The 13,717-nt window shown below is 68.8% G+C and carries 15 protein-coding genes; 8 read left to right on the top strand and 7 right to left on the bottom strand.

Translation table 11 applies throughout. The features are described 5' to 3' along the window. The first annotated feature begins 97 nt into the window (after positions 1–97). Positions 98–706: a type IV toxin-antitoxin system AbiEi family antitoxin domain-containing protein gene (locus tag EBN03_RS19435; RefSeq protein ID WP_122189501.1), complete on the top strand. Its 609-nt coding sequence runs from the start codon at positions 98–100 to the stop codon at positions 704–706. Here the strand turns inward: EBN03_RS19435 and EBN03_RS19430 are convergent, their stop codons facing one another. The 5 genes from EBN03_RS19430 to EBN03_RS19410 all read right to left on the bottom strand — a co-directional run bounded on the left by EBN03_RS19430 (position 707) and on the right by EBN03_RS19410 (position 4,817). Further along, positions 707–1,723, bottom strand: a complete 1,017-nt coding sequence (locus EBN03_RS19430; RefSeq protein ID WP_122189500.1) for an alpha/beta fold hydrolase — start codon at positions 1,721–1,723, stop codon at positions 707–709. Positions 1,724–1,836: 113 nt separating this feature from the next. Continuing rightward, positions 1,837–2,124 (bottom strand): DUF2516 family protein, encoded by a 288-nt coding sequence (locus tag EBN03_RS19425; RefSeq protein WP_407671180.1) that lies wholly within the window; start codon positions 2,122–2,124, stop codon positions 1,837–1,839. 76 nt (positions 2,125–2,200) lie between these two features. Beyond that, on the bottom strand, positions 2,201–2,839 hold the full coding sequence (locus EBN03_RS34245; RefSeq protein WP_158675681.1) for a heparin-binding hemagglutinin: 639 nt from the start codon (positions 2,837–2,839) through the stop codon (positions 2,201–2,203). Next, positions 2,836–3,351, bottom strand: coding sequence for a helix-turn-helix domain-containing protein (locus EBN03_RS19415; RefSeq protein ID WP_122189498.1), 516 nt, complete (start codon positions 3,349–3,351; stop codon positions 2,836–2,838). The genes EBN03_RS34245 and EBN03_RS19415 overlap by 4 nt, the downstream gene beginning before the upstream one ends. A gap of 119 nt (positions 3,352–3,470) precedes the next feature. Continuing rightward, a complete protein-coding gene (locus EBN03_RS19410) occupies positions 3,471–4,817 on the bottom strand; it encodes a DUF445 domain-containing protein (protein ID WP_122189689.1) in 1,347 nt (448 codons plus the stop codon). A gap of 355 nt (positions 4,818–5,172) precedes the next feature. Between EBN03_RS19410 and EBN03_RS19405 the strand changes: the two genes are divergently transcribed. From EBN03_RS19405 to EBN03_RS19375, 7 genes are all read left to right on the top strand, one after another. Next, complete coding sequence (locus EBN03_RS19405; RefSeq protein ID WP_122189497.1) at positions 5,173–5,847, top strand: TetR/AcrR family transcriptional regulator; 675 nt, start codon at positions 5,173–5,175, stop codon at positions 5,845–5,847. Positions 5,848–5,976: 129 nt separating this feature from the next. Next, positions 5,977–7,386 carry an ABC1 kinase family protein gene (locus tag EBN03_RS19400; RefSeq protein ID WP_122189496.1) on the top strand — a complete coding sequence of 470 codons (1,410 nt, stop codon included), beginning with the start codon at positions 5,977–5,979 and terminating at the stop codon, positions 7,384–7,386. Positions 7,387–7,396: 10 nt separating this feature from the next. Beyond that, entirely contained in the window at positions 7,397–8,632 is a 1,236-nt protein-coding gene (locus tag EBN03_RS19395) for a saccharopine dehydrogenase family protein (protein WP_122189495.1), read from the top strand. Between the two features lie 157 nt (positions 8,633–8,789). Continuing rightward, positions 8,790–9,473 (top strand): ESX secretion-associated protein EspG, encoded by a 684-nt coding sequence (locus tag EBN03_RS19390; RefSeq protein ID WP_122189494.1) that lies wholly within the window; start codon positions 8,790–8,792, stop codon positions 9,471–9,473. Positions 9,474–9,626: 153 nt separating this feature from the next. Next, positions 9,627–10,412 (top strand): DsbA family protein, encoded by a 786-nt coding sequence (locus EBN03_RS19385; RefSeq protein ID WP_122189493.1) that lies wholly within the window; start codon positions 9,627–9,629, stop codon positions 10,410–10,412. Further along, complete coding sequence (locus EBN03_RS19380) at positions 10,409–10,975, top strand: vitamin K epoxide reductase family protein (protein ID WP_199742886.1); 567 nt, start codon at positions 10,409–10,411, stop codon at positions 10,973–10,975. Before EBN03_RS19385 ends, EBN03_RS19380 begins: the two co-directional genes overlap by 4 nt. 41 nt (positions 10,976–11,016) lie before the next feature. After that, a complete protein-coding gene (locus EBN03_RS19375; protein ID WP_122189492.1) occupies positions 11,017–12,069 on the top strand; it encodes an NAD(P)-dependent alcohol dehydrogenase in 1,053 nt (350 codons plus the stop codon). 4 nt (positions 12,070–12,073) lie between these two features. Here the strand turns inward: EBN03_RS19375 and EBN03_RS19370 are convergent, their stop codons facing one another. Next, on the bottom strand, positions 12,074–12,865 hold the full coding sequence (locus tag EBN03_RS19370) for a hypothetical protein (RefSeq protein ID WP_122189491.1): 792 nt from the start codon (positions 12,863–12,865) through the stop codon (positions 12,074–12,076). Between the two features lie 188 nt (positions 12,866–13,053). Further along, on the bottom strand, positions 13,054–13,698 hold the full coding sequence (locus EBN03_RS19365) for a class I SAM-dependent DNA methyltransferase (RefSeq protein ID WP_122189490.1): 645 nt from the start codon (positions 13,696–13,698) through the stop codon (positions 13,054–13,056). Positions 13,699–13,717 lie beyond the last annotated feature (19 nt).

Below are 13,717 nucleotides of genomic sequence, written 5' to 3'. Positions count from 1 at the left end.
CGATGTTTTTGAGTGTGCTCTGTGGATCGGGTGAAGGTTGAACAACGTCCGGGACGAATGTGATCGACCGCACAATGAGCGCACGTACCCTATGTCTATGCCGGGCCGCGCTGCCACCAGCAATATCCGTGATCCACGCGGGGATTGGCGTGCCCTACGGCGGTTGGCCGGTGAGCACGCGGGTTTCTTCACGACCCGCCAGGTGCTGCGGACCGGCTGTGAAGCCCGGATCCGCACCGCGCTGGTGGAGGGCACGGTCGCGCGGGTAGGCATCGGCCTGCTGCGGATGACCGACTGGCCGCACGGCCCGCTCGACGAATACGCGATGTGGTCGGCCTGGTTCGACGGCGCGGCCGCGGTCTCGCACCATTCGGCGGCCGAACTGTTCGGCCTGGGCCGGCTGCGCCCGTCCTACCTGCATCTGTGCGCGGACGGCGGCCGGCGGCCCGGGGTGCCGGGCCTGGTGGTGCTGCGGCGCAGGCTGTGCCGGGCGGACGTCGTCTCGGCGGGCTCGTTCCTGGTGACCACGCCGGTGCGGACCGTGCTGGACCTCGCCGAGACGGGGCTCGGGCAGCCGGCCCTCGACGAGGTGGTCGCCGACGCGGTGGCCATCAATCGCTGCGCGGGCTCGGAGATCCGTTCCGCCACAGCCACAGTGCCCCCGGCCGCGGCGGCGCGGGTGCGCCGCGCCTTGGCCCGGGTCTGACTAGCCGGCCGCGGCGGCGGTGCCGTACTTGGCGACGCCCACCATGCGGTGCAGTTCGGCGTTGAACTCACGCTCGGCCTCGACATTGATCAGGTGGCCGGTGGGCAGCACCCGATACCCGTCGAGCATGCCGCTGATCGACAGCTGGTCGGCGATGCGCCGCGACATGAGCTGCGGCAGCAGTTTGTCGTTGTCGCCGGCCAGCACGCTGGTCGGGACGGAGATATAGGACGCCGCGTCCATCAGGTCCATCTCGGTGAGCATCAGCGCGTAGCGACCGCGCACCCACGGGCGGGCGGAACGGAAGATGCCGAGGCTGAACTCCAGCTGCTCGCGGGTGGCGTGCGGTCCGGCGAGGCGGGCCTTGACGATCGCGCGGGCCAACCGGCCGCCGGGCAGCGGGACGGGCGCGCCGAAGATGGCCTTGGCCAGCAGCAGCGGGCTGGGCAGCACGCCGTTGAACAGCGGCAGGATCCGGGATTCGACGGCGATGCGGCCGCCGGAGGTACAGGCGAGCAGGATCGCGCCGGCGCGCAGTCCCACTTCTTCGGGATACTTCTTGGCCCACGCCTGGATGGCGATGCCGCCCATGCTGTGGCCGACCATGGTGGCCTGCCGGCCGGGACGCAGCACCGCGGCCAGGACGTCGGACAGGTCGTCGGCGAGCTGGTCGGGACCGAACGGGCGCTCGCCCTTCTCGCTTTCACCGTGGCCGCGCAGGTCGAAGGCGACGACCCGGTACCGGTCGGCGAAGGCGTTGATCTGGGGGTTCCAGTATTCGATGCAGCAGGCCCAGCCGTGCACCAGGACGATGACGTCGCCGTTGCGGGGGCCATACGCGTGGACGCGCAGTTGGACACCGTCGCGAGTGGTCACGGGGATCACGTCCGGTGCGGGAGCGGCGTTGTACTTGACGTTGTCGTACGTGCGTGCCCGCAATGTCGCGCGGAAGGCGTCGGACAGATCGTCGGCCCGATCGAGCAGACCGGTGATTATGGTCCCTGGCAACGTTGCCATGAGCACTCCTTCGTGTCCACGGGCACGCATCAAAACTATGCGTTACCCATGGATACGGTAACCCGGAGTACGGGGTGCTTGCTAGAGCAAACGCAAAAAAGATCGGACCGGATCTACCAGCGGGGCCCGCGCTGGATCTCATCCACCTTCGGCCGCACATCGGCCAGGTAGATACCGGTGGCGATCACCCCGGCCAGGCCGAGGATTCCGACGACGGTCGCGCTCACCAGGATGGCCAGCAGGGCGGCACACAGAATAGCCACCCAGATCGGCTTCGTCAGCTTGTCGACGGCGGTGAAGGCGTCGGGCCGCTGCCGGATCGCATGGACCAGCGCGAACACCGTGACACCGAGTGCCGCCATCCGCAGCACCCACAGGATGAGACTTGCGAGTCCGTACACACCACCGATGATACGTGCGAAACCCCCGGACAACGGGGTTGTCCGGGGGTTTCGGGTCACAGCCGCGAGGCGGCGACTACTGCTTCTTGGCCGCGGCGGCCTTCTTGGCGGGCGCCTTCTTGGCCGGGGCCTTCTTCGCGGGCGCCGGCTTGGGCTCCGGCGCGGCCTCGACCTCGGTGGTCACCTGGACGACCTCGGCGTCGACGACCGGCTCGGCCTCCGACTCGGCCTCGGCCTTGCCCAGCAGGCCGCTGACCTGGGTGGACACCGAGTCGTAGACGCCCTCTGCGCGGTGCACCACGTCGTTGTACAGGTTCTCGGCCTGGCCCAGCCGACCCTCGACGACCGGGTTGGCGCGCAGCTTGCCGACGGTCTCCTCGCCACGGACGGCGAGGTCGGAGTACAGGTCCAGCAGCTGGTCGACGAGCTTGCGCAGCTCCTCGGAGTTCAGCTTGTCGCGCAGCGCGGCGACCTCTTCGGGCAGCTCGGTCGGCAGGGTGGACACCCGCTCGCGCAGCGCGCCCAGCTGCTCCTGCACGTCGGCCGGCAGGTTGGCGATCCGCTCGCGGGCCTCCTCGACCCGGCCGGACACGTCGACACCGGAAACGGAGTCGCGCACCTTCTCGACGGCCTCGGTGACAGCGGTGAAGATCGCGTCGCCGGCGCCGACGGTGGCGTAGAGGGGCTTGGTCACGGTGGTGATGGTTTCGGTCATGGTGTTTCGCTCTCCTGGCGTGGCGGAACTTCGGCAGTGCCTTCGGTAGTGCGACCCGCGCTGCGATCGGGGACCTCGTTGTCCCGGATCCCCCCGGAGACGTCCTCCACACTGGCCATGACGTCCCCATATGCCTCGGGGTCGTTCCCGTTCTCGCCGTTCTCACGGCGGAACGAGTCGTAGATGTCGAGCAGCACCTGCTTCTGCCGTTCGGACAGACCGGAATCGGCCAGCAGGGCGTCCCGGACCGGGCTGTGCGTCCTCTGCTCGAGGAAGCCCGCCCGGACGTACAAGACTTCCGAGGACATCCGCAGACCCTTGGCGATCTGCGACAGCACCTCGGCCGACGGGTTACGCAATCCGCGCTCGATCTGGCTGAGGTACGGATTGCTCACCCCCGCCAGCTGGGCGAGTTGACGCAGCGAAACCTGCGCAGCCTCCCGCTGCGCTCGGATGAAGCTCCCGATGTCGTGCGCCGCGCTGGCTACGCGGGCCACCGGCTCCTCTGCCATCACTCACCTTCCGGCGGTTGTAGATACGATCCTAAGCTGGAGTGCTAGCTTTTGCAAGCACTGGTGCTAGCACTGTCCGGGCAAACGGTCCGGCAGCATCCCAGCTACCGGACCGGCCGTCAATTTCCGAACAACAGATGCGACACCGAATAGATGACCAGCCCGGCCAGCGAGCCGACCACGGTGCCGTTGATCCGGATGAACTGCAGGTCACGGCCGGCCTGTAGCTCGATCTTCTGGCTGGCTTCCTCCGCGTCCCAGCGGGCCACCGTGTCGCTGATCAGGGTGGCGATCTCCGAGCCGTAGTTGCCGACCAGATAGCGAACGCCGCGCTCCACCCAATCGTCGACCCGATCCCGCAACTCCGGCTCGGCCACCAGGCGATTCCCTATGTTCTGGACGTTCTCGGCGATCTTACGGCGCAAAGTGCTGTCGGGATCGTCAGCCGAGTCCAGGATCAGCCGTTTCGCCGCCCGCCACGTAGCGCGGGCCATCCCGGTGATCTCCTCACGGCCCATGATCTCGGCCTTGATCCGCTCCGCCTTCTCGATCATGGCGGGGTCGTACTGCAGGTCACGGGCGAAGTCCTCCAAGAACTTCGACGCCGCCTGCCGCAATTCGTGATCCGGCTGGGAACGCACCTTCCAGGTGAATTCCACCAGCTCCTTGTAGATCCGCTCGGCCAGCAACACGTTCGCGAATCGGGGCGCCCAGTTCGGCGCGTCCCGCATCACGATCTTGTCGATGGTCTCCTGGCTGCCCAGCGCCCACTGGTGGGCGCGCTCGGCCAGCAGATCCAGCAGCGGTGCCTGCCGGTTGTCGGCCAGCAACTCACTGAGCACCTTGCCCAGCGGCGGACCCCACTGCGGTTCGGCGATCCGCTTGACGATGGTCTGGTCGATGACCTGCTCGACATCCTCGTCGCGCAGCGCGCCGATCACCGCGCGCAACAGGCTCGCGCTCTCCTCGGCGACCCGGCCGGCGTGTTCGCGATCCGACATCCACCGGCCCAGCCGCAGCGTGATCTGCGCCGAGTTCACCTTGGCGACGACCGTTTCCGGGGACAGGAAGTTGGTCCGCACGAAATCGCCCAGGCTGGCGCCGATCTGGTCCTTCTTCTTGCGGATGATGGCCGTGTGCGGAATCGGCAGCCCGAGCGGATGCCGGAACAGCGCCGTCACCGCGAACCAGTCCGCCAGCGCGCCGACCATGCCGGCCTCCGACGCCGCCCGCACGTAACCCACCCAGGCACCCGTGCCCGGCTGCGTACCCAGCCAGCAGCACACCAGGTAGATCACTGTGGCGGCACCGAGGAAACCGGTGGCGACGGCCTTCATCTTGCGTAGATCGCGCCGCTTGCCGTCCTCGTCCATCAGGTCGGCGAACCCCGAACCCGTGGGTGCGGGCGCGGCCGGACCCGCCGCCGCCGGTGCGACCTGCCGGGCGGGTACCGAGGGCGCACTCATGTCGTCTCCAATGCCGTCATCAGCCTGGCCGTATCCGTCCACTTCGCTGTTCTGTCCGTCGAGGCCGCTCTGTTCGCCAGAGCCGCCCACCCCGTCGAGGCGGTCGAGTTCGTTGCGCACCCGGACCGACCCGGCGGCTTGCTCCATAATTCCATTCTGCCGTTCTCCCGGTTGCAGCCGCCGAACGCAGCCGCACAGCCGGGCGCCGAACGCACCGCCCACCGGGGGGGACGCGAGGTGAGCCACAGACCAAACCGGGGGTACAGTCGAGACCGACGGGCTAACCTGGTCCTACCTGCCCGATCCGTCACGGAGGAGTCAGATCCTGTCCACCGAAGAATTGGTCTCCGCTCCGGTGCGCACGGGGCGTGTGGACGGCCGCAAGCAGCGCTGGCAGCAGCACAAGATCGACCGCCGCGAAGAGCTGGTCGACGGCACCCTCGCAGCCATCCGTAAGCGCGGCGGCGATGTCGGCATGGACGAGATCGCCGGCGAGATCGGCGTGTCCAAAACCGTCCTCTACCGCTACTTCTCGGACAAGAGCGACCTCACCCGCGCCACCATGGAACGGTTCGTCGAAACCACCCTGATGCCAAGGGTCTACGAGGCGATCAGCGACAACCTCGACGAATACACGCTGGTCCGCAACACCCTGGCCGCCTACGTGCACACCGTCGACGCCGACACGCACGTGTACCGGTTCATCATGAACAACGGGTCCACCGACAAGTCGATGCTGGCCGACTTCGAGAAGCTGTTCGCCGACATCGTCACCGCGGTGCTGCGCGACCGGGCCTTCGACCGGGCGGTGGACACCGAGGGTCTCGAGCTCTACTCCTACGTGCTCGTCGGCGGTGTGCAGCTGGCCACGGACTGGTGGCTCACCCACCGCCCGATGACCGCCGAGCGCATGCTCGACCACCTGACCATGATGGCGTGGAGTGCGATCGAGGGCCTGGTCGGCACCGGCGGTTCGCCGGAGCGCTTCAACGCCACCGATCACCGGCTGCCCGCGCGCGACGATTCATAGCCTTTCCACCGCAGCCCGATTCACGCGGCGACGCACTGGGCAGTCTCCCTACTGCTTGGTTAACCTTGGACCGATGAGGCCGGACACTGCCCGGAATCCGGCTTCGCCACGGCACCAACGGAGGTCCACATGGCGAAGGAAATGCCCACGTCCCGGCTCGCCCGGGGTACCAAACTGGGCGTAGCTGTCGCCGGAAACGCCATTCGCGCCTCTCGCACCCGCCGCTCGATGCGCGGGCGCTCGGAGGCGGTCCGGGCCCGCATGGCCGAGGAGTCGGTGCTGCGCTCGACCGAGCAGATGGTCATGGTGCTGGGCACCATGAAGGGCGTCGCCATGAAGCTGGGCCAGATGCTGTCGGTGCTCGACCTCGACCTGGTTCCGCCCGAACATCGGGAGCGTTTCCAGCGCCGGCTGGCCGTGCTGCGCGACAGCGCGCCGAGCGTGCCGTTCGAATCGATGAAGGCCGTGATCGAGGAGGATGCCGGGCGGCCGCTGGCCGAGATCTTCGCCGATTTCGATCCCGAGCCGATCGCGTCCGCCTCGATCGGCCAGGTCTACCGGGCGACGCTGCCCGACGGCCGCGCCGTCGCGGTGAAGGTGCAGTACCCGGGCATCGATCTGGCCGTGCGCGCGGATCTGAAGAACCTGGCCATGTTCCGGCGCATCCTCGCCACCGCCATGCCGTGGGTGACTCCGGCGGTGCTCGACGAGCTGCGGATGAACCTGGAGAACGAGCTCGACTACGTGTCCGAGGCGCGCACCCAGGCCCGGATCGCCGCGATGTACGCGGGCCACCCGTTCATCGTGGTGCCCACCGCTTTTCCCGAACTGTCCACCACCCGGGTGCTGGTCACCGAGTTCGTCGAGGGTCAGGGCTTCGAGCGGATCCGGGCGCTGCCCGACGCCGAACGCAACCGGATCGGCGAGATCATCTACCGGTTCTATGTGGGCTCGCTGTTCACCTTCGACGAGTTCTGCGGCGACCCGCACCCGGGAAATCTGCTGCTCGGCGCCGACGGGCGGGTCGCCTTCCTGGATTTCGGTCTGTACAACCGGATGGATCACGAGCACGTCCGTTTCGAGGCCGACTGCATCCGCGCGGCCGCCGAGGACCGCCCGGAGGACCTGCGCCGCTTGCTGATCGAGAACGGCATCATCGAATCGCCCGAGGAGATCACGCCCGAGACCTGCCTCGAGTACGTGCTGGCCGCCTGCGAGTGGGCGGTGGTGGACGAGGAACTGACCATCACCCCCGAGCTGGCCAGCGGCGCGTTCGTGCTCGCGGTCGACCCGCGCAGCGACGACTACGCGGGCATGAAGCAACAGAATCTGCCGCCGGAGCACCTGTTCTCGCGCCGCGCCGACTTCCTGACCTTCGGTGTCCTGGGTCAGCTGGAAGCCACCGCCAATTGGCATCGCGTCGCGCGGGAATGGTTGTACGGCGACGAACCGGTCACGGAACTCGGCCGACAGCACCAGCAATGGCTCGCGCAACGCGGCCTCGAATCGGGTACGGTCGCCCCCGTCCCCCGCAGCTAAGGGAAAACATATGCCCGACAGGGAGTTCGACCTCGTCATCTTCGGTGCGACCGGTTTCGTCGGCGGGCTGACCGCGCAGTATCTGGCCCAGGCCGCGCCGGCCGGTACGCGGATCGCGCTGGCCGGGCGGTCGCCGGAGAAGCTGGATGCGGTCCGCGCCCGGCTCGGCGTGGATTGGCCGACGCTGCAGGCGGATTCGACCGATTCGGAATCGCTGGCCGAGCTAGCCGGCCGCACCACCGCCGTGATCACCACGGTCGGACCGTATCTGCGCTACGGGCTGCCGCTGGCCCGGGCCTGCGCCGCGGCCGGCACGCACTACGCCGACCTGACCGGGGAACCGCTGTTCGTGCGGGAGGCCATCGACGAATGTCAGGATCTGGCTGTCGAAACCGGCGCGAAGATCGTGAATTCCTGTGGCTACGACTCGATTCCGTCGGACCTGGGCGTCTACCAGCTGTACCGGCGCACGGTCGAGGACAACACCGGCGAGCTCACCGACACCACTCTGGTGGCCGCTCTCAAGGGCGGAATGAGCGGCGGCACAATCGATTCCGGCCGTGCCATGATGGAGGCGATCGCCGCCGACCGCCGCCGCGGCGCGGTCATGGCGCACCCCTACTCGCTGAGCCCCGACCAGGCGCTCGACCCCGATGTCGGCCGGCAGAGCGACCTGACCCTGCAGCGCGCCGCCGACATCGACGCCAGCCTCGACGGCTGGGTGTCCACGTTCATCATGGCGGCGCACAACACCAAGATCGTGCGCCGCTCCAACGGCCTGCTGGGCTGGCCGTACGGCAAGAACTTCCGCTACCGCGAGGTCATGTCGGTGGGCCGGTCGGCGGCGGCGCCGCTGCTGGCGGCGGGCGTGACCGGCGGGATCGTCGCGGCCATGGCCGGCGGCACCCTGCTGTCGCGGGTGGCGCCGGGTCGCAAGCTGCTGGACCGGCTGCTGCCCAAGCCCGGCACCGGACCCAGCTCGCAGGCGCGGGAATCGGGCTGGTTCTCGCACAAGACTGTCGCGCACACCACTTCGGGCGCACGGTACGTGTGCACCTTCGCCATGCAAGGCGACCCCGGCTACAAGGCCACCGCGGTGATGCTCGGCGAAGCGGGTCTGTGCCTGGCGCTGGACGAGCTGCCCGAGCTGGCCGGTGTCCTGACTCCCGCATCCGCGATGGGTGCAGCGCTGACCGAGCGCCTGCGGGCCGCCGGCGCGACGATCGAGGTCGACCGCCTGTCCTGAATCGGCCGGTGGCGTGCGTGGGGCGAATCACGCTCCCCGCGTACGTCACCCGCCGGACACGCTCAGTTCCCTCCGGTAGTTTCCTTGCGAACTGGAGTCGGACGCGAACGGAAGGGGCGCCGATGGTCTCGGATGTCCCGCGCGGAAGTCGCCGCCCGTGAAATGGGTACTCGCCCCGGCCGAATTCGCCCGGGTCTGGACCATCGAGACGGGCATGCAGCGGCAGCCGTATCCGATGAACGTGGCGGCCGCCGAACTCCCCGCCGACCTACCGGCCACCGACGGCCCGCGCCGGCACACCCGCTTCGCCGACCCGGAACTCAGTGCGGCACTTGCCCTCTGCTCGCGCCCCGACTCGACCGTGGCCACCGTCTACGGCGAACGGCGCCGGACCGGCACACCCGAACGGATCCTGGCGGTCGGCTCGGTGGTCGGGCGCAACGCGGCGGTACTGGTGGCGAACACCGACGCCGTACACGTGATCGGCTGTCAGGCAAAGGAACTGGCGTCGACCCTGGTCGAGATCATCGGTTCGGCACCGGCCGGACAGCACGCCACCATGCGCCAGCACCAGGACAGCCTGCTCGATCCCGATGTGCCGGTACCGGATTCGGGCGACCGGTTCCGCCGGCTGCTGCGCGCCCCGGTCGACACCCGCGGCGTGGTCACCGTCACCGTCGCCCCCGGGCACCCGACTACCCAGACCACCTCGCACCGCACCTGGCTCGACGTCCGCGGTGACGGCCGCTATCTGCTGACCACCGCGGCCGCGTTCACCCTGGCCCCGGTGGCCGACCAGGACTTCGCCGACCATCTGGACCTGCTGCTCGGCATCCGATAGCGCCGGACAAAGGATGCTCTCAGGTTCACCGGCGATCATGGCTGCAATTGCGGAGCTCGTCCCGGTGTGGGCTCTACGATCGGTGCACGACGCACGACGGTGCTCGAGCGGTCGCACGACGCTCGCCCGACATGGACGAAAGGGCCTGGTGACGTGAACAAGAGCAAGGGCAAGGGCGCGGCGGTCGCGGCGGCGCGCGGCGGTGGGACCGGCGGGCGCACGGCCATCCAGATCGCGGTCGCCTTCGTACTGATCGCCCTGGTCGCGGGCATCGGCATCGGGATCGCGGTCAATCACAAGACCAAGAACTCGGTCGCGGGCGGCACCGCGACACCCACCGTGAACGCGATGCCACCGGCGGCCGGCGGGGTCACCGGCAGCATCACCGACACCGGGTCGATCCGGATCGGCAAGCCGGGTGCACCGGTCTCGGTCCGGGTGGTCGCCGACCTGCAGTGCCCGGTCTGCAAGATGTTCGAGGCCGCCAACAGCGCCACGCTGACCGACGAGGTGAACAACGGCACCGCGACGGTCGACTACGACATCCTCGCCTTCCTGGATCGCGCGTCGTCGGGCACCCGCTATTCCTCGCGCGCATCGAACGCCGCCTACTGTGTGGCGACCGCCGACCCCACCAAGTTCCAGGGCTGGCTGTCGGCCATGTTCGAGGCACAGCCGCCGGAGAACGGCAAGGGACTGGACAACGACAAGATCATCCAGATCTCGCAGACCGCCGGCGTGACCGATCCCGGCCTCGCCGACTGCGTGAACAGCGAGAAGTACGGCCAGTTCGTCACCAAGACCACCCAGCAGGTGCTCGCCAGCGGCATCAACGCCACCCCGACCATCTTCATCAACGGCAAGGCGGTCCCGAACCAGCAGAACATCCTGTTCGGCCAGGACGGACTCAAGCCACTGATCGAGGCCGCCAAGCCATGACGCTCATGCCACCCCGGTCCGCCTGGGTGCTGCTCGCCGGGGCACTGCTCGGCTGGTTCGCCTCGGTGGTGCTCACCATCGAGAAGTTCAAGCAGTACACCGACCCCAGCTACGTGCCGTCCTGCAACATCAGCGCGGTCCTGGCGTGCGGTTCGGTGATGCGCACCGATCAGGCGGCGGTCTTCGGCTTCCCGAACCCGCTGATCGGCATCGTCGGGTTCTCGGTGGTGGTCACGATCGCGGTGCTCGCGATCACCGGGGTCGGGCTCCCGCGCTGGTTCTGGGGCGGTCTGTGGCTGGGCCTGGCGCTGGGCATGGTGTTCATCGGCTGGCTGATCTTCCAGACCCTGTACCGGATCGGCGCGCTGTGCCCGTACTGCATGGTGGTGTGGGCGGCGACGCCGGTGCTGCTGGCGCTGGTCACCGACCAGCTGTGGTCCCGGGCCCGGCCGCCGCTGCGCATCCTCGCCGAATGGCGCTGGACGTTCGTGGCGCTGTGGTACGCGGTGGTCGCGCTGCTGGTGTTCCTGAAGTTCCAGGACTACTGGCTGTCGCTGGTGTAGCCCGCTTGCCCGATTCGGCGGGCAGGCGTAGGCATATACCCATGACACTCGCAGCTGCGTACAGCGTCGACTCACCCACCGGAACATTCGGGAAAACCACTGTCGACCGGCGGGAACTCGGCCCCGACGACGTGCTGATCGACATCAAGTTCGCGGGGATCTGTCACTCCGACATCCACACCGCCCGGGACGAGTGGGGCGGCACCAGCTACCCCTGTGTGCCCGGCCACGAAATCGCGGGCATCGTGGCCGCGGTCGGCTCCGAGGTCACCTCCTACTCGGTCGGCGACCGGGTCGGCGTGGGCTGTCTGGTCGACTCCTGCGGCCGGTGCGTCAACTGCCTCGCCGGCGACCAGCAGTACTGCCTGAACGGCGCCATCTGGACCTACAACAGCCGGGTGCCGGAGTCGCAGCAGCGCGGCGGCGTCACCATGGGCGGATACTCCACCCAGATCGTGGTCAGCCAGAACTTCGTGGTCCGCATCCCGGACGCGATGGACCTGGCCCACGCCGCGCCGTTGCTGTGCGCGGGTATCACCCTGTTCTCCCCGCTGCGGCACTGGAACACCCAGCCCGGCAAGCAGGTCGCGATCATCGGCATGGGCGGCCTCGGGCACGTCGGCGTCAAGATCGCCGCCGCCATGGGCGCCGAGGTGACGGTGCTGAGCCAGACGCTGAGCAAGCAGGAGGACGGCCTGCGCTTCGGTGCCAGCCACTATTACGCGACCTCCGACCCGGCCACCTTCAAGGAACTGCGCGGCCGCTTCGACCTCATCCTCAACACGGTGTCCGCGGATCTGCCGATCCAGCACTATGTTCGGCTGCTGGGGCTCGACGGCACCCTGGTCTACCTGGGCCTGCCGCCCGCGCCGGTCACGGTCCCCGCGTCGCTGCTCACCAACAGCCGGCGCTCGGTGGCCGGGTCGATGATCGGCGGCATCCCGCAGACCCAGGAGATGCTCGATTTCTGTGCCGCACACGGCATTACGGCCGAGATCGAGGTCATCTCGGCCGACCGGATCGACGAGGCGTACGACCGGGTGCTGCGCAGCGACGTCCGCTACCGCTTCGTCATCGACATCTCGACGATCTGAGCGGTCACGCGCCGGCGAGGCGGATGCCTTCGGCGAAGAAGTCGGCGACGTTCGTCGCGTCGCCGAGTTCCGTCAGGGTGCGCGCGGCGCCGAAGGCCTGGTTCCAGAACGCGCCCGACCTGGGGGTCCACGGTCCGACGTAGGCGTAGGGCTCGGGGATCGTGCTGTCGCCGGGCGAGACGCCGAAGTTGATCTCCGACACCGTGATCGACAGGTCGAAGTGTTCCGGCCACAGCACGGGAGCGTCGGCGCCGGGGACCGTCGCCAAGGCGTGCGCGCCGATCGCGAAGGTCTCCGCGATCAGCTGCGCGGCGGCGGGATCGCACACCAGGACCTCATCTGCGCCCACGTCGGATCCCCCGCGGTAGACGCCCGCCGGAGCGCTTGCGGCGAAGCCGGTCACCGCCGCGGCGAGGCTCTCGCGGACGGCACCTTCCAGTTCCGCGCCGGCCGCGAGTTCCGCACCGGCCGTTCCGGCCATCGCGCCGGTGGCGAGCTCGGTCTCGGCCACCCCACTGACCGCTTCCCCCTGCGCGGAATGTGCGAGGACCGCGCGTACCGCGGCAGCCAGCTCGACGCACGTGGATCCCGCGATCGCCCCGGCAGTGACGCCGCCGACCAGCAGCGACCCACCCGACACCGCGATCTCGGGCGCGGTGACGGTGGCGAATCCGCCGGGTGCGGGCGCCAGCCGGATGGTCCCGCTGCGCAGGTACTGCGGTCCGGCGAGCAGCAATTCCGCCACCCCGTGCAGGCTGCGGAGCGTCCGGGCGTAGTCGGCGGGGAGCGTGCTCATCGGCTGTCCTCTGCTGGGTGGTGGGAAGTACCGGATCACGGAAAGCGTGCCACGGTAACGGGACACCGGCCCGACACCGGCGCGGCGATCCGCGGCCCGACCGCCGCCGCGAAAGCGGAAGTCGTCGCGCTTCGCTCAGTGTGCTCGGCACGCGATGCGACGCGGCCGGATGCCGCGAACCGAGGCAATCAGTCAGCGGTGCGATCTTCCGCTTTGGCCGCGAGCACATACCCCTGCGGGAAGCGCAGACCCGGGGCCTCCGGGCAGGTGACCACCGCCACGACCCGGAACCCCGCCGCTGCGACCACTGTCGCGAAATGCTCAGGCGCCCAACGGTATGCGAGCGTCACCCGGTGATCGAACGGCTGCACGTCGTGCCCCGGGTCGGCCGCCTGGAATCCGGTCAGAAACGCGCCACCGGGCGCCAACACCCGATGAAACTCCTCCAGTGCCAACGGAATTCGCTCCGGCGCGGTGTGGATCAGCGAATACCACGCCAGCACACCACCGAGCTCACCCGTCCCGGCGTCCAGCGCGTCCCACGATTTCTGCTCGAACCGCAGGTCCGGGTAACGACCGCGCGCGATGGCCAGCAGCTCCGCGGAGATGTCCACCCCGGACACGGCCAATCCGAGCCCGGCCAGATGCGCGGTCACGTACCCCGGCCCGCACCCCGCATCGACCACCGGCAGCCCCGTCCCGGCCGCCAGCTCGGCGAAGGCATCGATCAACACCCGGTCGAACGGCCTGGCCGTCAACGCATCGAGCGTGAATTCGGCATAGAGCTCGGCAAGATCGTCGTAAGCCGCTGCGACACGGTCGTTCTCGAACACCCGGCCGAGAGTACCGCCG

Source organism: Nocardia stercoris (assembly GCF_003696265.1).
Classification (GTDB): domain Bacteria; phylum Actinomycetota; class Actinomycetes; order Mycobacteriales; family Mycobacteriaceae; genus Nocardia; species Nocardia stercoris.
Note: the sequence above shows the minus strand (reverse complement) of the source record. Positions and strands in the feature narration are given on the sequence as shown.